Genomic DNA, 21,482 nt, shown 5'->3' on the forward strand with positions numbered 1-21,482 from the left:
ATCCGCGCCTGCCCAGCGGTTTCATGGCGCTTGCAGGCTCCGGGGTGGGCGCCGCGCTACCCAACGGGTGAGCTGTTCATGGGCATGGGCCAGCTGCAACACCGCATGGTCGGCCTGGGCCGGGCCGATGATCTGCAGGCCCATGGGCAACCCGGCAGCGTTGAAACCGACCGGTACGCTGATGCTCGGCAAGCCGGCCAGGGTCGGCCCAATCACCACTTCCATCCAGCGGTGATAGGTGTCCATCGCCCGCCCTCCGACCACCGTTGGCCACGGTTGCCGTGCATCGAATGGGAACACCTGGGCCGATGGCAACAGCAGGTAATCGTAACGCTCGAACAGCTTGCCCAGCACGCGGTACCAGTCGCTGCGGGCCACCGAAGCCTGGTACACCGCCGCCGCGCTCAGTTGCAGGCCACCCTCCACCTCCCACTGCGCCTCGGGCTTGAGCAGCGCGCGCTTGCCCGGGTCGGCATAGGCCGCAGCGAGGTTGCCGTGCACCAGGAAGTGGCGATGGGTCAGCCAGCACTGCCACAAACGCGCCATGTCGAACGCCGGCTGGCAGGCCTCGACCCGGCAGCCCAGTTCGGCGAAGTCTGCCAGGGCCGCTTCGCACAGGCTCAGCACCCCGTCATCCATCGCCAGGTAGCCGTCGTAGTCGCCCAGCCAGCCGACCCGCACGCCGCGGAAATCGCGCTGCAACCCGGCGGCAAAATCGTGCCGGCCATCGCCCAGCGACAACGGCGCTCGCGCATCGAAGCCCGCCTGGGTCGACAACAGCCGCGCCACATCCACCACGCTGCGGCCCATCGGCCCCTCGGTGGCCAGCTGCTGCACGAACAGTTCCGGCGCCGGCCCGTGGGGTACGCGGCCCTGCGACGGGCGCAGGCCATACACGTTGTTGAACGCCGCCGGGTTGCGCAGCGAGCCCATCATGTCGCTGCCGTCGGCGACCGGCAGCAGGCGCATGGCCAGCGCCGCCGCCGCCCCGCCGCTGCTGCCCCCGGCCACCTTGCCCGGGTCGTAGGCGTTGGTGGTGGTGCCGAACAGGGTGTTGTAGGTCTGCGAACCAAGGCCGAATTCCGGCACATTGCTCTTGCCCACGATCAGCGCACCACTGGCTCGCACCCGCGCCACGCTGATCGCGTCCTGCTCGGGCACCTGCTCGGCGAACAGCGGCGAGCCCAGGGTGGTGCGCAGCCCGGCTGTGGCGGCCAGGTCCTTGATCGCCTGGGGCATGCCATGCATCCAGCCGCGCGAATGGCCACGGCCCAGCTCGCGGTCACGCTCATCGGCCTCGGCCAGCAGTGCCTCGGCCGGGCGCAGCGACACCAGCGCGTTGACCTGCGGGTTGAAGCGTTCGATGTGCGCCAGATAAGCCTGCATCACCTCCCGGCACGATATCTGGCGGGCATGGATGGCCCGGGACAATGCCTCGGCATCGAGGGCAACGATGGGGTCGATGGCTAGCGGCATCACGGTTTCACTCCAAGGTTGAAAGCGGCAGGCTTGCCCGCGCGTGGGGCTTCTTTCAGGCAATAGGTGCCCAGCAGTGTCAGCAGGCAGGCGAACAGCACGTAGAACGACGGCGCCACCGGGGTACCGAGCACCTTGCTCAGCCAGGTGACGATCAACGGGGCGAAGCCGCCGAACACCATCACCGCCACGTTATAGGCCACCGACACACCGGTAGAACGCACCTCGACCGGGAACTGCTCGGCCAGGGCCGTGGGCGCCGGCCCGAAGAAGCCACCGATGGCGGTGCACAGCAGCAGTTGCATCACCAGCAGGCGCTCCAGCGACGGCGCGGCAGCCACCCACACATACAACGGGTAGACCATGACGAAGAACGCCAGGGTGAAGGCCATCAGCACCGGGCGCCGCCCCAGCCGGTCAGACAACGCCCCGGACAGCGGGATCACCACGGTCATCAGCCCAACCGCAAGCATCTGCACCAGCAGCACCTGGTCCAGCGGCAGGCCGAGGTTCTTGTGGGCGAAGGTCGGCATGTTCACCAGCACCACGTAGAACGACACCGTCGCGCCACAGGCCAGGCCCATCGATACCAACAGGCTGCGCCGATGCTCACGCAGCACCTGCCACAGGCTGGGCGACTGGCCCTTGGCCTGGCGGCGCGCCTCGATGAATTCCTCGGGCTCCTCCATGTGCTTGCGAATCCACAGCCCCACCGGGCCGATCAGCAGGCCAAGCACGAACGGGATACGCCAGCCCCAGCTGTCCAGCGCCGCAGGCGTGCACAAGTGGGTGACCAGGGCCACCATCGCCGCCCCGGAGAACACTGCCAGGCACTGCCCCACCAGCTGCCACGAGCCATACAGGCCCTTGCGGTGGGCCGGCGCGCTCTCCACCAGAAAGGCCGTGGCGCTGGCGTACTCGCCGCCGGTAGCAAAACCCTGCAGCATGCGCGCCACCACGATCAGCATCGGCGCGGCCATGCCGATGGCCAGGTAGTCGGGGGCAAAGGCGATCATGGCAATGGACACGGTCATCAGCCGGATGATCATCTGCATCGCCGCCTTGCGGCCCTTGCGGTCGGAATACATGCCCAGCAGCACACCGCCCACCGGGCGCATGAAAAAGCCGACGCCGAAGGTGGCCAGGGCCATCAGCAGCGAGGCGTATTCGTCGTCGGAGGGGAAGAACTGCCGGGCGATGATGCTGGCCAGAAAGCCGTACACGATAAAGTCATACCACTCCAGGGCGTTGCCGATGACGGCGGCGACCACTTGCCGGGTACGCGACACGCCGGTGCTCGAAGTCTGCATAGGAAACACTCCACACAATGATTGGGTGAACGCCCAGGCGCGGTCGCGCCCGGGTTCCAGCGGCAGTCGTCAAAAGGAAAGGTCAGGCGGGCGCGAGCCAGCGCTCTGCCAGCGCGCCCCAATAGGCGGCACCGGTCAGCAGGATCTCGTCGTTGAAGTCGTAGGCCGGGTTGTGCACCATCGGCCGCGATACGCCATTGCCGATGAACAGGTAGGCGCCCGGGCAGCGTTGCAGCATCCAGGCGAAGTCTTCGCTGCCCATCAGCTTGCGGGTGTTGCCATCCACAGCCTCGGCACCGAGCAGTTCTACCCCCACCTGCCGGGCGAAGGCGTTTTCCGCGGCGTGGTTGACCAACACCGGGTAGGCCGGGCGGTGTTCGATGGTGGCGCGGCAGCCGAAGCTCTCGGCCTGGCTGACAATTATCGCCCGCACCCGCTCCAGGGTCTGCGCCCGCACCTCGGCGTTCAGCGCGCGCAGGCTCAGGCGCAGCAGTGCCTGCTGCGGGATCACGTTGGCCGCTTCGCCGGCCTGCAAGGCGCCGACGGTAACCACCGCCGCCTCCTGTGCATCGATATTGCGCGCCACCACGGTTTGCAGGGCCATCACCACACTGGCCGCCGCCACCAGCGGGTCGACGGTCAGGTGCGGCATCGAGCCATGGCCGCCAACCCCGTCGAGGGTCACCGTGAGCAGGTCTTGCGAGGCCATCATCGGCCCCTCGCGAAAGCCCAGGTGCCCGGCCGGCAGCCCGGGCATGTTGTGCATGCCGAACAGTGCATCGCAAGGGAAGCGCTCCAGCAGGCCGTCGGCAAGCATCGCCTCGGCGCCACCCTGGCCCTCCTCGGCCGGCTGGAAGATCAGCGTCAGCGTCCCGTCGAACTGCCGGGTCGCCGCCAGGTAGCGTGCGGCGCCAAGCAGCATGGTGGTATGCCCGTCATGGCCGCAGGCGTGCATGCAGCCCTGGTGCTGGCTGCTGTACGCGGCGCCGGTGGCCTCGTGGATGGGCAACGCGTCCATGTCGGCGCGCAGGCCCAGGCGGCGTGGGCTGCTGCCATTGCGCAGTACGCCGACCACGCCGGTCTTGCCGATACCGGTGTGCACTTCATAGCCCCATTCTTCGAGCAGACGGGCGACCAGCGCCGAAGTGCGGCTTTCTTCGAAACCCAGTTCCGGGTGAGCGTGGATATCGTGACGGATTGCGTGCAGGTCGCTGGCCACATCGTTCAGCCAGGCCAGGATGTGCTGATGTCGGGACATGTAGAGTCTCCTCGCGCGGGTGGTTTCCCGTTCTTGTTGTTCGCCTTGAGGTCACGACGGGTGAGGCAGGTCGTGCTTGGCTGACAGATAAGCGCGAGGAGCGATGAAGCACAATCGAATCTGGTTTCGCACGGTGGAACCGAAACGTGGCTTGCCGGGGAGGCAGTCACTTTGGCGGCCCTACCTGCTGGCCGTAACCATCTCATCCAGACGCACGAGAAGGCCGCCAGTGTTCCAGCTGAAGCGCCGCGCCACTTTTGAACCCCCAAGGCATGGGCAATCCCTGTAGGAGCGGGTTTACCCGCGAACACAGGCGAAGCCTGTGCCATCCACCACGGTACTTACCATTCAGCACGCACGCGTGAGCTCTACTCGATAAGCCGAATATCGCTTCAGAAAACCTCGGCTAGCACGGGAAATGCCCAGATTGGTAACTGGCAAGCAACTTTTCACACCATGTCGTCAGGTGACCTTTTGCCAGCGCCTCAGCAAGCAAGCCGATATCGTCAGATATGTAACCTGCAATTTCGGCATCCGCAGTGAGACGAAACATCTCCTTGAAGGCAAACTCTCTAAGCACGGTTACATTAGCTTCGCTATTTGGTTCCTGATAGCTAATCCCTTGCAGCGTTTTAAAATTGCTTATCCAAGCATTGTCAAAAGATGGTCGCTCTCGGCTATCGAGGAGCTCCTCCCAATTTTCGACGCTCGCAGCAAGGGCTTCAAATAAACCCTTGCCATAAATCAGATGTGTGAATGTTATCAGGTCCTTCAATCGATACCCCTTCATCCTGGCAACCGCGCAGCCGGCTGAATCGCCCCATGAGCGATACCTCGCCTGCCAGACGATCTTGGCCAGCCGCCCCAGCAGGTCGCAGGCGTACTCCGGCGTCTACTCAGTCACCCCGAGTTGTATGTTATCCCACCCAACTAAAAACGACTCATATAAAAAATCACGCACAAGTAACCTATCAGCTTTCAATCACCCAATAGCACTGAACCTGACCAGCAATTTATTGCTTTCAACCTTGCGCACCAATACCTCTGAGACAATAGGGTCGATCCAGATCACACCTGCCACAAAGAAAAGGTCCAGCGAACCAGTTTTTGCCTCATCAATACACATCTTCTTTACGCCTCGGACCTTGTAATCAGCAGTCAGCTCACCGGCCTGAATCTTACTCATAACCAAAGACTTACCAGAGTACTCCGAAAGCCCGTAGTCAAAGCATGCGCACCTGTCATTAACGTGAATAAAATAATACTTTTTGACCGCAGGCCTTCCATTAAAGTGTTTTACATCCGCAGGGGAAAATTGCAGGCTAGTATTTAGACCCCCAAGAACATCCTTAAAATCTTGGGACACAAAAAAAGCACCGGAAGTTGTCAAGAAAAAATCAGACTTAAGAGCACGAACCGTTTTATCCAAAATCACAGAAACCGACACGCCAATCAAGGAGAGACTCATCCCTACCTGATAATAATCAGATAGGGTTGGGTAGAACACTACATCTCCATCTGTATACCCACCTTTCACCACTTCATGACACATTGAATAATAGTTCATCTTTCTTCCTAGCATGTCAAGCGGGTGCCTTTTGGCCTAAGATCTGTATTTCGTAATCGTATCGGCAATCTCGCCAGGGCCAGTGTCAAAATAGAAAGCAATACATACGACCGCCTCAAAGCCAGCGGTCGTCACCTAGAATTTTCATTTTAATGACCGCCAAGCTCAGAACCTTCTGCCTAGTAAACTCCATCATCCAGCAAGAACAAAACCATTCAAAGCCTCGACCAATTTAGAATGCGTGAGCACTTCTTCATCTTTCCGGTTGCGAACTAGAGTAAACACATCTTTTTTTGGAGAAAGGACTTCTACCACCTGGCCCTTATAGTTTGTAACCTCAACAAACCCACTAACTACACCATTGAGATTCTCTATCTCCGATAGGAGTGTAGGATACTTCATCAACACGCCAGCCTCATCAGTGCCGGCTTCAGTCCCCGGATTATCAAAATACACTTTAATTTTAGGACAAACGCTCCTACTCCAATGAAAGATAGGAATCATACGCTGAATAATTTCTTTAAATTCACCCTCAGATTCGCTTCCCGAAAACTCACACCGATGTATAGGAATACAAAGATACAAGTTCTCTCGCTTACCGTCCAGTCGTCCTTTCAAGCTTCCGTGATAAGTATTGGGCACAACCAACACATGAGTAAAGCCATACTTATTCGGAGCAATATCGAATATTGTAGTCTTATCTTGGCTCAAAGAGTCAGGCGCCCGCTCAACAACCTCCACAGAAAACGCCCTGTCACTTACGCCCTCAGATATAACCAGCAAATCTTTCCTATCTGTACTTTTCAAACAATATTCATAAACCACTTTTGGAAGCTTGTGCTGAAAAAAATAGCAACCAGCGTATTCATCCACGCAAGCAAAGGACTGCAATAAGTCATCTTTAGAGAACATACCAACCTCATTCATCGTCTCGCCCTCATGCCCTATGGCGATCAGGTCGCGAAAGCGAAATCGACCGAAAATTGCTAGCCGAGAAATAGTCTTCGAATCATCATCTAGCCTGAAAGCTTCGCGCAAAGCCACTTCCCCTGGGCTCGCTGGCTTACGGCATGCACTGCCTGTATTCAATCTTCTCGCAAAAATTCATACCTGACAATACTCGTTAGAGTCAGAGCTCTCCAAAAAAATTGACATCCATGAGTCCATCACATTCCATAAATCGATTCCTTCTGTGGGACTTTCTGGCTTTTCATGCCACCCGATAAAAGCCTCGCCTTTGAATGAGCCATCACCCAAAGCCAAATAATCACCAGCCCCGCTAGAAAAAACTCCTAGCATATCAGGAAGCGCCGGATAATCTTCATCGCACAAATCCTTGATTGGAACAAAATCTTGCAACCTTGATGGCCCCATAGTACAACCAATATAAAACCCAAAGCCATTATGCAATCTTGAATAGAACTGCCTGAAGCTCGCAGGAAGGCTGGGATAACCATCGAGATCTGACCCTTCAACGCCTAGCGGAGCCCCCCCATATAGAAATACAAATCACCACCCTCGCCATATACATACATGAGATACGGCCTATCACTCACTGCCAAAACAGTTCCTAACACACATTTGTCGAGCCACGCGCTTACCCAAGGCAAAAACTCAGAAAAATCAGCCCATTCCACAGGAATATGATTTTTTCCACTATCTAAAAAACCAAACCCAAGCCACTGCTCGGGAAAGTCGACTTCAAGAGGAACATCGTCAGCTGAAAAATACACATCATAACCCTTTAGCTCGCTTGCAATACGCAGCTTTAATGAATCAGACCAATCCATTTTCATATCACCTCAATACCCCAAAAGCAAACCATTGATATATTGCTGTAATTCCGGCTCCAATTTAGCGGCCTTATCCATCATGGCGGAACGAAACGCCGGATCAACAGATATATTCCCCTTCTTGTACAGCTCCACTCGCCCTTGGCATCCTGACGGCTGCTTACGATTGCCCAGTTCGATCAATTGGAAATGAGACGACTGAGGTACAGCAGGCAGCCATCACAAACCGAAATGTTAAAGAACCTTATGCTATTGAATAGTTTTTTGGCCAAGCACTAAAAACCGCAAGAAGCAAAATACAACCCAACCAAGAATCAGCCCCAAGGGGCATAAATGAAATCGCCATCAATTTTCGTGAACTCTAGCCCTGCAAGATTTCTCTCCAAGTAACCGCGTTTGAATTCTGAAGAGCAGACCATTTGTTTTATCTCCACACAATAAAAAAGATCCTCATCAACACCCCCCCTTATAACAAACTTCTCGATCCTATCATAAACCACAGGCATGCCTTGGCGCTCGCTCTCAGGCCTCAACAGCCCCTCATCCATGAGAGCAAATTTGGATTTGCCCACATCTAGAATTGAACATCTGCTCTGGACAAAAAACAGACTATAACCCTTACTTGCCTCACGCCCTTTGCGCAACTCAATCGCCAAAGGCACACTAAAATATTTGCAATTATACAAATCACAAAGACTCACAAAATCTAAAGACACGATGTATTGTTCAAAGAACGCATCGCCATAAAATACATCCAGATCAATTTTAGCTTGATATGCATCTCCAAACATATCTCCACTGGGATTCTCTGAAACCTGATTAAACTCCGGCAGTTTAGGAGTCCATTCAATATCAAAAAAAAGCGGAACCCCATGACCTTCATCAGCATTAATCATATAAAATTCTTTCATAACACCTCACAACAACCTACCCGAAACAGGATCGACTTTAAATAGACCATTCTGGAGACCTGACCTTGCCCAATCCTGAATATTTTTTATACGCAAAAAAATTAGTTGCGCATCGCTCAATTGAGGAGCCAGTTTGTTAAGCTCAAGTAGCTTTTTACCCACTGCCGTTGTATACGCATCATGATTCGTCCAATGCCCAGGCAAATCAATATACTGAACGTTTTTCTTGTCTGGCAAAAAAATTCCGTTTGATGCGCCGTCACCATCAAAACCCAAACCCTTTAAACGCTTAGACATAGATCCAAATATAGGCTTATTCATCAATTGCTCAGGTATGAGATGGTGATTAGCCATCCCACCACCTGTTCTATGCCCCATATTTTGACCTAGCTTAGTAGAACACCACCCCAGCGGATCAATTTCTAAGGTAGGCTTTGCAGCGTACAAATAAATATTAATTCCACCTGCAAGTCCTATCGGATCTTGCAAAAGGAACCGTCCTACCTCTGCGTCGTAGAAACGGAACGTATTGTAGTGCAGCCCTGTTTCAGAATCGAAGTACTGCCCCTGGAAGCGCAGATTCTGCTCGACCTGATCGATTACCAGCCTTTCAATTGTCCCCCACGAGCGATACGTCGCCTGCCAAACAATCGTGCCATCACTGTCCGTCAGCTCCAGCGGCGTACCAATCTGGTCAGTATGGAAGTAGTAGACCTGCTGCTCTTCCCCTTCTGCCTGATCAACCCGCACCAACGGCGCATAGCTACCCGGCTCATACAGGTACAGAATGCTCTGCCCCGGCGTCTCCTCACGCAGCATCCGCAAGCCTTGCCAGAGGAAGCGCTTCTGTTCGACTTCGCCGTTGATTTCCGCCTGCTTGGCTATTCGCCGCCCCAGGCTGTCATAGCGATACTCGCCTCGGCTCTCCAGCTTGCCATTGACCAATGTCTCCGCCCGCACCAGCCGGTTCTCGCAGTCATAGCTAAAGCTCTGCAGCTTGCTGTGCCCCGAGCGCTTCTCGATCAGGTTGCCCCACGGATCGTAACGGTACTCCTGATCCCGCCACTGTTTGATCCGGTTGTCCTTGACCTTGTCGAACTGCCGCGCATTGAAGTCCAGCCGGTTGGCCGCCGCGTCGTAGCGGAATTCCTCGCTGCCCACCAGCGAGCCGGTATCGCGGCTGCGCAACTGCCCGTTGGCTTCGTACTCGTATTTGATCTCACCCCGCAGCTTGTCCAGCGTGCGCACCAGTTCACCCGCCGGGTCGTACTGATAGCGACGGTGGATCGGGTTATACGCATGCTCCACCAGCAACGAGGTATTGATCCCGGTGTTGTGCACCTGCGAGAGCTTGTCGGCCGGCAAGTTCGAGGCAAACTGCCAGGCCTTGCGCCCCATCGCGTCATAACCGAAGCAACTGGTGAGCTTGCCCTGAGTCCGGTACACCTCACGGTGAAGGTCATCACGCTCCATATCGCTGATCACCTGACCGTCCAGGTTCAGCTGGTGCAGATGCCCGCTGCCGTAGTACAGGTGGTTGACCTTGCGGCCATCCGGCAGGGTCAATGTGGTCAGATTGCTGAGTGGATCGTACTCGTAGCCGAGCGTGCCGTCGGGGGTAATTTCTTTGGTCAGCCGCCCCAGCAGATCGTAGGTGTACTCCAGCTTCTCTTCCGTGATCCCAAGCTGCTTGCCGATCCCGGTCGGTTGCCGCTCGATGCTCAGCAACCGGTCGCCGTCGTCGTACGCGAAGGTCTGGCTCGCATCGCGATTGATCTTGGCGACCAGACGGCCAATGGCATCGCGCTCGAACAGCGTATGACGTTCCGGGCGTTCGGCATTTTCACCGTAGCCAATCTCATCCAGTCGCATGAGATGGCCGCCGACGTTGTAGCTGAAACGCCGGGTCAGGTTATCCACCCGCACTTCTTCAGTCAGCCGGTCCGAGGCGTCGTAGGCAAAGCTGTACGTGGCGTTGTTCTCATTGACCAGCGCGATCAGGCGCACGGCCTTGTCGTACTCGTAGCGTACCCGCTGGCCCTTGGCATCCTGGCGGCTGCTCGGCAGGCCACGGGCCGTACGCATCAAACGGGTGGTCTGGCCTTTGCCGTCGGTGTGGCTGATTACCTGGCCGTAGACGTTGTAGGTGAAGGTTTCCGCAGTACCGTCCGGGTGCCTGATACGCAGCACTTCGCCGTCGGGCTTGCGCTCCAGGGTGGTGGTCTGGTTCAGCGCATCGGTCACCGCAACAAGGTGCTGACGCTCGTCGTAGCGGTACCAGGTGCTCTTGCCCGAGCAGTCCTGATAACGCTCGACCTGGGCCAGGGTATTCCACCACAGGTACTTGGACTTGTAAGTTGCATCGATGATGGTATGCGGCAGGCCGTCATCGCTGTTCAGGTACTCGGTCATCTGGCCGAGGGCATCGAATTCGGCGAGCAGGTTGCCCTTGTCGTCGTAGCGCGCTCGCCAGGTGCTGCCGTCCGGATAGCTGACCTGGGTCACCAGCGTGGTCAGGTGGTGATATTCGTAGGTGGTCTTGCGGCCCAGCGGGTCGGTTTCTTCTAGCAGGCGGGCGTATTCATCGTACTTGAAGGCGAGCCGGTTGCCGTCCGGCAAATCCAGGCCAACCATGTTGCCCTGCTCGTCCAACTCGATGGCGTAGCGTTCACCACCGTAGTCACGGCTGGCGAGTACGCGGTGGTCGGCGTTGTACTGCACTTCCAGCTCGCGGCCGAGCACGTCGGTGGCCCAGCTGGTGCGGGCGTCTAGGTCGTAGCGGAAGTGGTAGTGCTCGCCATCGCTGGTCCAGTGCTCGACCACGCGTGGCTTGTCGCCGAGGGTTTCCCAACGGTAGTGACAGCCCAGGCCCAGCGCGTTGCTGTGGGTCACCATCAGGCCTTCGGCGTAGCTGAAGCTGCGCACCGTGTCGCCGTTGCGGTTGATCACCGCGCTCAGTTGGCCGTGTTCGTCGTAGCGGTACTGGGTGAGCGTTTCCACCGCTTCGTTGTTCACCACGCGCTTGATGTCGGTCAGGCGACCCAGCGGGTTGTCGTAGTGCAGGTGCACGCGGGTGCCGCCGGTGGCGCTGATGTCGGTCAGCGTACCGTCGGGCGTGCGGGTGAAATGCAGGAAGTGGCCGAGGGCGTTCTCGATGCGTTGCAGCGGCACTTCGCTGTTGGTGTCTGGCACTTCGCCGAAGTAGAAGAACAGGTTGTCGAGGGTTTGCAGGATGTAGTGGCCGCCCTCGGTGCATACCAGGTACACCTGCTCGTGCGGGTTGTAGATGCGCTGGCCCGGTTGCAGGGTCACGAACGGCACTTCGCGGCCCTGGTTGTCGGTGAGGTAGATGAACGAGCCCTGGCGGCGCAGGCTCTGCTCCCAAGGCAGCACCCAGCCGCGACCGAGCACGCTATCGACAGTCAGGTCGCTGGCGTAGAAGCGTGACCACTCGATCGGCATCAGGCCAGGCAGGCTGAAGTCGATTTCGTCGGGGATCAGTTTGCGGCCGGTGGTGAGGTCGACCGGGTTGCCGACTAGGCCGCCGATGGCCCTGCGGGCGACGGGTTCTACCACGTAGCGGCTGGCCACCTCGCCGGCGACGAAGCCGGCGGTGAACTTCAGGGCGCAAGGCATGACGGCTTTCATGCCGGCCTGGGTACCCGCCTTGATCAACTGCGCGATACCACCCGCGGCACCGGCGATGGCCATCAGCACATCCACGGTGGTGCGCAGCCACTCCGGGATCTCGTCATCCACTGGCAGATAGCGAGGCCGGCCAGCAAGGCCACGCCGAACCCACAGGTGAAGGTGGCGATGGCCACCGTCGCCACCAGTGCGATGCCCAGGGCGGCCCCGATCAGGAAGCCCCCCAGCGCGCTGCTGTGCGATATCTCGTCGCCGAACCTGGCCGCTTCGAACATGAGGGATTACTCCTGTTCGCCGGACTCGGCGCTGGTTACGGACGGGGCTCGCGGCGTGAAGCTGGCCAGCAGAGTGGCCCAGTCCTGTTACACAGATGGCAAATTAAGGAATCTTTTTTGCCGACACCTTCGTAGCAGTTGCTTTCCAAGACAATAACAAACCTAATTTCCCAAACTTCTCATTAATGGCATTAAGGCTCTCCGCCTGAACCACCCAGACAAATATCGATTCGGAAACTCTCTCTAGCACACCGCTATTTCGATCTTGAAGAATCCAGTCCCCCAATTTCACTCCTGACACATCCAGCTCGATATGAGAAGCATTGAGAAGATTGACTTCATAAACCATGCGAAGAAGCCGCCCCTTATATCTCTCCTGACCACCATGTCGACCAGGCACCTCTTTTTTGAATACCCCGGAGTTCTCAAACGGATAAATCGAGATAAAATTCTCTCCCGCGGCATAATTAAAACCCTTGCTTACACTCGCGCACTGGTAAGCAATACCATAGAACGAAGACTCAGGCGACTCCCGAACAATCTCCTTGAGAAAATCGACATAGGAATCAAGCGAGGATCGCTCACTGCTTGATTGAGCATCTATATGAGGAAAATTTGAGAAGCTGTCGGTATTATAACCATAAGACGCATACCACGGAACTACACCATTACTCTCATTGTAAAGCCTGAAAGAAGACGCGGAGCCGGCAGCAATTTTTTCAGCTAGATCTCCCAGCGACACCTCGACTAAGTCATGATCACCAAGGTGGTCACCATCAGAAAGGTACTCGTAGTACGCAGCGCCCGTGATCGGCAAATTAATAAGTGAGAAATATGCCATTCCCAGCTTCAAAGCCAACTCAGGCGAAATATTTTCAGTACCGTATAAAGCCATTGCCAAGCACATAAAGCACCTATATACCCGAAATAAAATCGTCCAGTATAGCTTTCATGTCAGATGCACTATACAGGTGTTCAAGAACCACAACCTCCCCTCGTTTACTGCTCGGCAGATTGTTCATGGCAGAATTATTTCGAGAGGTCAGGGTGGGTAGTTTTTTCCCCATGTCCGTCTTCGATGCCAACTCTATCGCGTGAACCTTGCCATTGACATCAACAGCCATAACATCGGGCCTTCTTGCAGAAATGCCGCGACCGCTAGCGAAACTATAAGACCTATTTAGGTAAACATCTGTAAATTTTCCACTCATTGCCAGCTTATTTGTAATTGCTTCAGAAAACTGATCATGACCCGGTGTGCCATCTACTTGACCACGCCCATGAATTTTTGTGTTATTAACCACCCGTACCGGGCATGGCGCGAGGCCGGCAGGATCAATCCACATAATCGGATTGAGATTATACCTAAATAGGTTAAATCCACCTCGAAGCCCTATCGGATCGGGCGACATAAATCGACCAACATCAGGCGCATAATAACGGTATGTATTATAATGAAGCCCTGTTTCAGAATCGAAATATTGCCCCTGAAAGCGTAAACTCTGATCGACTTCACTAACGGCTACCTGCTCTACAGATCCCCACGAACGATACGTCGCCTGCCAAACGATCTTCCCATCACTGTCCGTCAGCTCCAGCGGCGTACCAATCTGGTCAGTATGGAAGTAGTAGACCTGCTGCTCTTCCCCTTCTGCCTGATCAACCCGCGCCAACGGCGCATAGCTACCCGGCTCATACAGGTACAGAATGCTCTGCCTCGGCGTCTCCTCCCGCAGCATCCGCAAGCCTTGCCAGAGGAAGCGCTTCTGTTCGACTTCGCCGTTGATCTCCGCCTGCTTGGCAACCCGTCGCCCCAGGCTGTCGTAACGGTAGTGCCCGGTACTCTCGAGCTTGCCATTGACCAATGTCTCCGCCCGCACCAGCCGGTTCTCGCAGTCATAGGCAAAGCTCTGCAGCTTGCTGTGCCCCGAGCGCTTTTCGATCAGGTTGCCCCACGGGTCGTAGCGGTACTCCTGATCCCGCCACTGCCTGATCCGGTTGTCCTTGACCTTGTCGAACTGCCGCGCATTGAAGTCCAGGCGGTTGGCCGCGGCGTCGTAGCGGAACTCCTCGCTGCCGATCAGCGAGCCGGTATCACGGCTGCGCAACTGCCCGTTGGCTTCGTATTCGTACTTGATCTCGCCACGCAGCTTGTCCAGCGTGCGCACCAGTTCACCCGCCGGGTCGTACTGATAGCGACGGTGGATCGGGTTGTAGGCATGCTCCACCAGCAGCGAGGTATTGATCCCGGTGTTGTGCACCTGCGAGAGCTTGTCAGCGGGCAGCATCGAGGCGTATTGCCACGCCTTGCGTCCCATCGCGTCATAACCGAAGCAACTGGTGAGCTTACCCTGGGTCCGGTAAACCTCGCGGTGCAGGTCGTCGCGCTCCATGTCGCTGATCACCCGGCCATCCAGGTTCAGCTGGTGCAGGTGCCCGCTGCCGTAGTACAGGTGGTTGACCTTGCGGCCATCCGGCAGGGTCAATGTGGTCAGGTTGCTGAGCGGGTCGTATTCATAGTCCAGTGCGCCACCCGGAGTCAGCTCCTGCGTCAGTCGTCCGAGCAGGTCGTAGCTGTAGCTCAATGTCTCTTCGGTGATGCCCAACTGCTTGCCCGCACTGCTCGGCTGGCGTTGAATGCACAGCAGCCGATCGGCATCGTCGTATTCGAAATCCTGTCGGGCATCGCGGTTGACCTTGGCCATCAGCCGGCCAATGGCATCACGTTCGAACAGCGTGTTGCGCTCTGGCCGCTCGCCGTTGTCGCCGTAGCCAATCTCGTCCATGCGCACCAGATGGCCGCCAGCGTCGTAGCCAAAGCGCCGGGTCAGGTTATCCACCCGCACTTCTTCGCTCAGCCGGTCCGAAGCGTCGTAGGCAAAGCGGTAGGCTGCACCGTTCTCGTTGACCAGTGCGGTCAGGCGCAAGGCCTTGTCGTACTCGTAACGGACCCACTCGCCCTTGGCGTCCTGGCGGCTGCTCGGCAAGCCGCGCGAGGTGCGCTGCAGGCAGGTGGTCTGGCCTTTGCCATCGGTATGCGTCAGCACCTGGCCGAGGGTGTTGTAGGTGAAGCGTTCGGCAGTGCCATCCGGGTGATGGATGCGCAGCACTTCACCGTCGGGTTTGCGTTCCAGCGAAGTGGTCTGGTTCAGCGCATCGGTCACCGCGATCAGGTGCTGGCGTTCGTCGTAGCGGTACCAGGTGCTCTTGCCCGAGCAGTCCTCGAAGCGCTCGACCTGGGCGTAGGCGTTCCACCACAGGTACTTGGACTTGAAGTTGGCATCGATGATCGTGTGCGGCAGGCCGTCATCGCTGTTGAGGTACTGAGTCTTGTTGCCCAGCGGGTCGATCTCGGTGATCAGGTTGCCTTTGTCGTCGTAGCGCGACTGCCACACGCTGCCGTCGGGGAATCGGGTTTCGGTGACCAGTGGCGTGGCGAGGTGATGTTTGTAGCTGATCTTGCGGCCCAGCGGGTCGGTTTCCTCGACCAGCCGAGAGAATTCATCGTATTTGAGCGCCAGGCGATTGCCGTCGGGCAACTTGATGCCAACGAGATTGCCGGAGGCGTCCAAGTCCATGCCATAGCGTTCACCGCCAAAGTCACGGCTGGCGATGACGCGATTGTCCTCGTTGTACTGGATCTCCAGTTCACGGCCCAGCACGTCAGTTGCCCAACTGGTGCGCTGGGCGAAGTCGTAACGGAAGTGATAGTGCTCGCCGTCGCTGGTCCAGTGCTCGACTACGCGCGGTTTACCGCCTTCGGATTCCCAGCGGTATTCGCAGATCAGGCCCAGGGCATTGCTGTGGCGGGTCATGAGGTTTTCGGCATAGCCGAAATGGCGTACCGAATCGCCGTTGCGGTTGATTACTTCAGTAAGCTGGCCGTTATCGTCGTACCGGTAACGCACCAGCGTTTCGACGGCGCTTTCACCGACCACCCGCTTGACGTCGGTAAGGCGACCGAGCGGATTGTCGTAGTGCAGGTGAACGCGAACGGCCCCTGGTGCAGTGATGTCCGTCAGGCGACCGTCAGCACTGCGGGTGAAGTGAAGATAGTGGCCCAATGCGTTTTCCAGGCGCTGCAAAGGCACACCCGTATTGTCATTCGGCACTTCGCCAAAGTAGAAAAAGACGTTGTCGAGCGTCTGCAGGATGTAATGCCCGCCCTCGGTGCGCACGAGGTGTATGTGCTCATGAGGGTTGTAGATGCTTTCGCCCGGTTCCAGGTCGATGAACGGAACGCTGCGGCCTTGATTGTCGGTGTGATAGACAAAGCCGCCACTACGGCGCAGGCTCTGCTCCCAAGGCAATATCCAGCCTTGCCCCAGAACACTCTCTACGGTGCGATAGGCATCAGGCCTGGCAGAACGAAGTCTGTTTCATTGTCCACAATCTTAGCGTATGGCCCAGGTCACTTCCAAAACACCTCAGCACATGCGCAAACCGACGATTTATTGGAAAAATAAAAAGCGCAACTTTAACATCAAAAGCTGCGCCCTTAATTATAATATTTTAAAGAGCAAAAACAGTAAGCACGCTATTCATTCCTCAATGTTGCTGCAGGAATTTTTCGATTAAAGCAAACCCCGAAACGCCCATCAATATATAATTTTGGTATTCTTCAATAGCCAAAACCCTAACTGGACTCCCTCGTCGATAAAGAGTGCCCGCCATATTAAATTCAAAATCTATCAGCGCCACATCAGAAACCACACCGCGCTGTAGAATAGGCCACTCACCCGCCTTCAGTTTATCCACAGCCGTAAACATTACCGTAAAGCTTCCTCTGTGATCTTTGAACACCAAATACTTGGCATCCTCAGACACCTCCTCATTACTGCTGATAGACAACACAGCGAAAGCAAATACCTTTTTAAATTTTTGTTCCTTGCTTTCTGATCCAAGCCAAATTATTTGGCTGATTGCAAATCTACCATCTTCCATCGGAATGGAAAAATAGTCACCCGCTTGCATACATTTTACTCTTGTCATAAGCCTAGCCCCTTCATCTTGGCCAAAGCATCAGATAATACATCACTCCCCCAACTAGGGCTATGTCCAGCCACATCATAAATTGAAGCATTAGGATTGGAGGGGCTATACGACCTGATTCTATTCAATAAGTTTGTAAACTCATTGGTCGACAACGCGCCCCCATTAAGATCCATAATTTTTTGCTCTAAGAATTTGGCCTCAGCCTTGGTCAAATTATTATCAAAAATTACATGCTGCTGCAAGTGAGACTTCCCTGGAGTCGCAGCATGCACACCTAAGCGGGCTGTCGCATCACCACGCCCGACATACTTGATAACTCCGTTATCTGTTAATACGTAAAGGCCTTGCCCATTTACAGGGTCGTATTTAGCCCCAGTGCCCCCAGCGCTACGCTGAGACGGTTTCCCCATACAAGGCGTCAATCCAGCGGGGTCTATCCAATTGGTTGGATTCAGCACATAGCCATAAAGATTAGTACCACCACTCAAGCCTACTGGGTCTTGAATAGTAAATCTTCCGACTTCGGGATCGTAATATCTGAAGGTGTTGTAGTGCAGCCCCGTCTCACTATCAAAATACTGACCTTGGAACCGTAGGTTTTGCTCGACATTCTTGAGCAGCAGACTATCTATCGCACCCCAAGAACGATACGTCGCCTGCCAAACGATCTTGCCATCACTGTCCGTCAGCTCTAGCGGCGTACCAATCTGATCCGTATGGAAGTAGTAGAGTTTCTGCTCTTCTCCCTCTGTCTGGTCAACCCGTGCCAACGGCGCATAGCTACCCGGCTCATACACATACAAGATGCTCTGCCCAGGCGTCTCTTCCCGCAGCATCCTCAGCCCTTGCCAAAGGAAGCGCTTCTGTTCGACCTGGCCATTGATCTCCGCCTGCTTGGCCACCCGCCGCCCCAGGCTGTCGTAGCGATACTCACCCCGGCTTTCCAGCTTGCCATTGACCAGTGTCTCGGCCCGTACCAGGCGGTTCTCGCAGTCATAAGCAAAGGTCTGCAGCTTGCTGTGCCCCGAGCGTTTCTCAATCAGGTTGCCCCACGGATCGTAGCGGTACTCCTGGTCCCGCCACTGCTTGATCCGATTGTCCTTGACCTTGGCAAACTGCCGCGCATTGAAGTCCAGCCGGTTGGCCGCCGCGTCGTAGCGGAATTCTTCGCTACCTACCAGCGAGCCGGTATCACGGCTGCGCAATTGGCCGTTGGCTTCGTACTCATACTTGATCTCACCACGCAGCTTGTCCAGCGTGCGTACCAGTTCACCCGCCGGGTCGTATTGGTAGCGTCGGTGAATCGGGTTGTAGGCATGTTCCACCAGCAGCGATGTATTCACGCCAGTGTTGTGCACCTGCGAGAGCTTGTCGGCGGGTAAGGTCGAGGCAAACTGCCAGGCCTTGCGCCCCATGGCGTCGTAGCCAAAACAACTGGTGAGCTTGCCCTGGGTGCGGTAGACCTCACGGTGCAGGTCGTCACGCTCCATGTCGCTGATCACCTGGCCGTCCAGGTTCAACTGGTGCAAATGGCCGCTGCCGTAGTACAGGTGGTTGAGCTTGCGGCCATCCGGCATGGTCAGTGTGGTCAGGTTGCTGAGAGCATCGTACTCATAGTCCAGCGCTCCGCTCGGGCTCAGTTCCTGTGTCAGTCGCCCCAGCAGGTCATATCTGTAGCAGAGCTTTTCATCGGTGATACCCAACTGTTTGCCAGTAGCTGTCGGCTGGCGCTGAATGCTCAGCAAGCGGTCAGCATCGTCGTAGGCGAAGTCTTGCCGCGCATCGCGGTTGACCTTGGCCAGTAAACGGCCAATTGCGTCGCGCTCGAACAGCGTGCTGCGCTCGGGGCGCTCACCGCTTTCGCCGTAGCCGATTTCGTCCAGCCGGACCAGATGCCCGCCCGCGTCGTAGCTGAAGCGTCGGGTCAAATTGTCGACCCGCACTTCTTCGCTCAAGCGGTCCGATGCGTCGTAGGCGAAGCGGTACGCCGCGCTGTTTTCGTTGACCAGTGCAGTCAGACGCAGCGCCTTGTCGTATTCATAGCGAACCCACTCGCCCTTGGCATCCTGACGGCTGCTCGGCAGGCCACGTGAAGTGCGTTGCAGGCGTGTGGTCTGGCCTTTGCCATCGGTGTGGGTCAACACCTGGCCGAGGGTATTGTAAGTAAAGGTCTCCGCAGTGCCGTCCGGGTGGTCGATGCGTAGCACTTCGCCATCCGGTTTACGTTCCAGCGTGGTGGTCTGGTTCAGTGCATCGGTCACTGCAATGAGGTGCTGACGCTCGTCATAACGGTAGTAAGTGCTTTTGCCGGAGCAGTCCTGGAAACGTTCGATCTGGGCATAGGCATTCCACCACAGATACTTGGACTTAAAGTTGGCATCGATGATCGTGTGCGGCAGGCCATCGTCACTGTTGAAGTACTGGGTCTTGTGGCCCAGCGGGTCGATCTCGGTGATCAGGTTGCCTTTGTCGTCGTAACGAGACTGCCAGACGCTGCCGTCGGGGAAGCGGGTTTCGGTGACCAGTGGCGTGGCGAGGTGATACTTGTAGCTGATCTTGCGGCCCAGTGGGTCGGTTTCCTCGATCAGCCGGGAGAATTCGTCGTACTTGAGCGCCAAGTGATTGCCATCGGGAAGATCGATGCCGATCAGATTTCCAGTGGCGTCGAAATCCATACCGTAGCGCTCACCACCGAAGTCGCAGCTGGCGATGACGCGGTTGTCCTCGTTGTACTGGATCTCCAGTTCACGGCCCAGCACGTCGGTTGCCCAACTGGTGCGTTTGGCAGGGTCGTAACGGAAGTGGTAATGCTCGCCGTCGCTGGTCCAGTGCTCGACCACGCGCGGCTTGCCATTCTGGGATTCCCAACGGTACTCGCAGATCAGGCCCAAGGCATTGCTGTGCCGGGTCATTAGGTGATCTGCGTAGCTGAAATGACGAACAGAATCGCCATTGCGGTTGATCACTTCAGTGAGCTGGCCGTTATCGTCATAGCGGTAACGCACCAGCGTTTCGACAGCGGTGTCATCGACCACGCGCTTGACGTCCGTCAAACGCCCGAGCGGGTTGTCATAGTGCAGGTGGACACGCACGGCTCCTGGCGCGGTGATGTCCGTGAGCCGCCCTTCGGCACTGTAGGTAAAGTGCAGGTAATGGCCCAGCGCATTTTCCAGACGCTGCAAAGGCACATGGGTATTGCCATCCGGCACTTCACCAAAGTAGAAGAACTGGTTGTCGAGCGTTTGCAGAAGGTAGTGGCCGCCCTCGGTACGCACGAGGTAGATACGCTCGTTGGGGTTGTAGATGCTTTCGCCAGGCTCCAGATCGACGAATGGGACGCTGCGGCCCTGGTTGTCAGTCAGATAGACGAACCCACCACTACGACGCAGGCTTTGCTCCCAAGGCAGTATCCAGCCCTGGCCCAGAGCACTTTCGGCGGTAAGGTCGCTGGCATAAAAACGCGACCACTCGATTGGCATCAGGCCAGGCAGTACAAAGTCTGTTTCATTGACCAGCAGCTTACGGCCGGTGGTCATGTCCACCGGGTTACCGGTAAAGCCTTCGATCGCTCGCCCTACAGCCGGGCCGATGATGAAGCGCCCGGCGAGGTAGCTTGCTGCAATGGTAGCGCCAGTCTGAAGTGCACACGGGCCAGCGGCTTTGAGGCCGGCCTGAAGCCCCAGGCGACCGACTGCCAGTACCGATCGCCCCATCGAGGCAACGATCATCAACACATCGACCGTGACGCGCAGCCATTCCGGTACCTCATCATCGACGGGCAAGTACCGCTGAGTACCGCCACCAATGTAGACGTTGTTCGAACCGCCCGAAATCTTTGCGCCACACGTCAGCTTGTCACCTTTGCGGGCCGCTGCAACGCCATTGATGAATACGTTGGTGGAGCCTTCTGCAACCAGTACCGGCGCCGGATGCTTGTCACATTTGGCGGTACTCAAAGTGGCGTGGGCCGCATTGCGATTGTTGATGAATACGTCTGTCGAACAACCGGGTAGCTCTATCTGTCCAGCGGGCGAACTGAACATCGAGCCTATCTTCTCCCCCAACATCGGCAGCATGCCGGCACCAATGCCGATCAATGCCCCCAGCAAGAAGCCGCCGAGGCCGGCGGTGCAGATAGTGAAGGCAGCAGCCGTAGCGATTGCCAGGCCAATCACTGCGCCAGCAAGAAAACCTGCCAGGGCACTGGTGTGTTCAATCTCGTCGTGCAGCCGCGCAGCCTCGAACATAG

At 56.6% G+C, this 21,482-nt stretch carries 12 protein-coding genes and 2 pseudogenes; all 14 read right to left on the reverse strand.

All coding sequences use genetic code 11. From position 1 onward, the window contains the following. Positions 1–21: 21 nt before the first annotated feature. Positions 22–1,476 carry an amidase gene (locus CAG18_RS03040; RefSeq protein ID WP_178075689.1) on the reverse strand — a complete coding sequence of 485 codons (1,455 nt, stop codon included), beginning with the start codon at positions 1,474–1,476 and terminating at the stop codon, positions 22–24. Then, on the reverse strand, positions 1,476–2,786 hold the full coding sequence (locus CAG18_RS03045) for a citrate-proton symporter (protein ID WP_015270478.1): 1,311 nt from the start codon (positions 2,784–2,786) through the stop codon (positions 1,476–1,478). Before CAG18_RS03045 ends, CAG18_RS03040 begins: the two co-directional genes overlap by 1 nt. An 82-nt stretch (positions 2,787–2,868) precedes the next feature. Beyond that, positions 2,869–4,044, reverse strand: coding sequence for a M20 aminoacylase family protein (locus CAG18_RS03050; RefSeq protein WP_015270479.1), 1,176 nt, complete (start codon positions 4,042–4,044; stop codon positions 2,869–2,871). Positions 4,045–4,450: 406 nt separating this feature from the next. After that, positions 4,451–4,819, reverse strand: a complete 369-nt coding sequence (locus CAG18_RS03055; protein ID WP_015270480.1) for a hypothetical protein — start codon at positions 4,817–4,819, stop codon at positions 4,451–4,453. A gap of 207 nt (positions 4,820–5,026) precedes the next feature. Beyond that, entirely contained in the window at positions 5,027–5,611 is a 585-nt protein-coding gene (locus CAG18_RS03060; protein ID WP_137138408.1) for an imm11 family protein, read from the reverse strand. 192 nt (positions 5,612–5,803) lie between these two features. Beyond that, a complete protein-coding gene (locus tag CAG18_RS26020; RefSeq protein ID WP_054573241.1) occupies positions 5,804–6,649 on the reverse strand; it encodes a hypothetical protein in 846 nt (281 codons plus the stop codon). Positions 6,650–6,715: 66 nt separating this feature from the next. Continuing rightward, entirely contained in the window at positions 6,716–6,970 is a 255-nt protein-coding gene (locus CAG18_RS26025; protein ID WP_143492617.1) for a hypothetical protein, read from the reverse strand. Between the two features lie 119 nt (positions 6,971–7,089). Further along, on the reverse strand, positions 7,090–7,407 hold the full coding sequence (locus CAG18_RS26030) for a hypothetical protein (protein WP_054573240.1): 318 nt from the start codon (positions 7,405–7,407) through the stop codon (positions 7,090–7,092). A 311-nt stretch (positions 7,408–7,718) separates the two neighbouring features. Continuing rightward, positions 7,719–8,315: a hypothetical protein gene (locus CAG18_RS03065; RefSeq protein WP_256573334.1), complete on the reverse strand. Its 597-nt coding sequence runs from the start codon at positions 8,313–8,315 to the stop codon at positions 7,719–7,721. A 6-nt stretch (positions 8,316–8,321) separates the two neighbouring features. Further along, positions 8,322–12,238, reverse strand: a pseudogene (locus CAG18_RS03070) (RHS repeat-associated core domain-containing protein). Positions 12,239–12,341: 103 nt separating this feature from the next. Beyond that, positions 12,342–13,133, reverse strand: a complete 792-nt coding sequence (locus CAG18_RS03080; protein WP_223997961.1) for a hypothetical protein — start codon at positions 13,131–13,133, stop codon at positions 12,342–12,344. Positions 13,134–13,152: 19 nt separating this feature from the next. After that, positions 13,153–16,619: pseudogene (locus CAG18_RS03085) on the reverse strand (RHS repeat-associated core domain-containing protein); the annotation flags it as partial. Positions 16,620–16,786: 167 nt separating this feature from the next. Next, positions 16,787–17,212 carry an Imm26 family immunity protein gene (locus tag CAG18_RS03090; protein ID WP_085720303.1) on the reverse strand — a complete coding sequence of 142 codons (426 nt, stop codon included), beginning with the start codon at positions 17,210–17,212 and terminating at the stop codon, positions 16,787–16,789. Positions 17,213–17,226: 14 nt separating this feature from the next. Then, the gene (locus CAG18_RS03095; RefSeq protein ID WP_085720305.1) at positions 17,227–21,480 is read right to left on the reverse strand and encodes an RHS repeat-associated core domain-containing protein; all 4,254 of its coding nucleotides are present in this window, start codon (positions 21,478–21,480) and stop codon (positions 17,227–17,229) included. Positions 21,481–21,482 lie beyond the last annotated feature (2 nt).

The sequence above is a fragment of the Pseudomonas sp. B22(2017) genome, from assembly GCF_002113105.1.
Lineage (GTDB): Bacteria > Pseudomonadota > Gammaproteobacteria > Pseudomonadales > Pseudomonadaceae > Aquipseudomonas > Aquipseudomonas asiatica.

What these genes read in the sequence shown, in the direction of transcription:
- CAG18_RS03095 (WP_085720305.1), bottom strand. Translation starts at nt 21,480, where the DNA reads ATGTTCGAGGCTGCGCGGCTGCACGACGAGATTGAACACACCAGTGCC.
- CAG18_RS03065 (WP_256573334.1), bottom strand. Translation starts at nt 8,315, where the DNA reads ATGAAAGAATTTTATATGATTAATGCTGATGAAGGTCATGGGGTTCCG.
- CAG18_RS03045 (WP_015270478.1), bottom strand. Translation starts at nt 2,786, where the DNA reads ATGCAGACTTCGAGCACCGGCGTGTCGCGTACCCGGCAAGTGGTCGCC.
- CAG18_RS03060 (WP_137138408.1), bottom strand. Translation starts at nt 5,611, where the DNA reads ATGAACTATTATTCAATGTGTCATGAAGTGGTGAAAGGTGGGTATACA.
- CAG18_RS03080 (WP_223997961.1), bottom strand. Translation starts at nt 13,133, where the DNA reads ATGGCTTTATACGGTACTGAAAATATTTCGCCTGAGTTGGCTTTGAAG.
- CAG18_RS03090 (WP_085720303.1), bottom strand. Translation starts at nt 17,212, where the DNA reads ATGCAAGCGGGTGACTATTTTTCCATTCCGATGGAAGATGGTAGATTT.
- CAG18_RS03040 (WP_178075689.1), bottom strand. Translation starts at nt 1,476, where the DNA reads ATGCCGCTAGCCATCGACCCCATCGTTGCCCTCGATGCCGAGGCATTG.
- CAG18_RS03050 (WP_015270479.1), bottom strand. Translation starts at nt 4,044, where the DNA reads ATGTCCCGACATCAGCACATCCTGGCCTGGCTGAACGATGTGGCCAGC.
- CAG18_RS26030 (WP_054573240.1), bottom strand. Translation starts at nt 7,407, where the DNA reads ATGAAAATGGATTGGTCTGATTCATTAAAGCTGCGTATTGCAAGCGAG.